This window comes from Halorubrum sp. SP3 (assembly GCF_005435195.1).
GTDB lineage: Archaea > Halobacteriota > Halobacteria > Halobacteriales > Haloferacaceae > Halorubrum > Halorubrum sodomense.
In genome coordinates this window covers 1075-1956 of sequence record NZ_SGTU01000068.1, presented here as the reverse complement: position 1 = coordinate 1956, position 882 = coordinate 1075, and the positions used below count along the sequence as shown (strand labels likewise).

Sequence of the window (882 nt, the reverse complement as noted above, 5' to 3'; positions counted from 1 at the left end):
ATAAAATAGCGAGTACGATCTGTCTCGCTGGACGTGTCATGGATAGTAATTTTTGGCATTCGGTTTATATCTTTCCTACCTGTCGGACGATTATGAATTAGCTTCACCTGAAATACCGGTCACCGTGAACGCTCTTTTTTCAGGAGTGTCACTCTTTCTCGCCCATGACGAGTTGGCTTTTACCTCGATTCCGATGTGATCACAAAACTGATACGGTTCTATCTATCCAATTAGGACATGAAAACCCGGTATGCCCTCCTCGCTGTTTTTTTATGTATTGTGGTTGCGGTCGGGACGCTCGGTGTTGCTGGTCAGTCGCCCGCTGAGTTCTCATTAGAGTCAGAGTCAACAGTCACTACCCCTCCACAAACGGTTTCAAACCAATTTACCGACGGTGAACTCACAGTCCGACAGACCGCAGTGGTTGAGCCCGATGCGGCACTCACGGGGACAGCTACCGTCCCAGACCCAGATGAGCAGACGTACTTTATTCAATTCCGCAATTCAGACCGGCGTATTATTGATGATAAGGCAACAGATGGGGCTGAAACCACATACGACTTTGATGCCGGTCCGGAGTCCCCAGGCAGCTATGCTGTCAACATCTGGGATCCGAATGAGCAACTTGTAAAGGCGGTGTTACCGGTCGTCATCGCCTCACACGACGTGTCCTCGATACAGATCAACAGTTCCACCCCATCGAATGCCGATGTGGCACCATCTGAGACCGTCCCCGTAGCCGTATCGCTTACCACACTAGAAGCAACGACAGTTGAGAGGGTTAACCTGACTGTCTGGAATGACGATGAGGAGCTCTCAACCACCCTCGAGAACACTGCGACAAACGAATACGAGGGCACGCTTCCCTCACTTGATGAGGGT

The 882-nt window shown here is 50.6% G+C and carries 1 protein-coding gene; it reads left to right on the top strand.

Translation table 11 applies throughout. The features are described from left to right. Positions 1–237: 237 nt before the first annotated feature. The coding region (locus EXE42_RS18665) for a hypothetical protein (RefSeq protein WP_158293722.1) at positions 238–882 on the top strand (645 nt) is incomplete at its 3' end.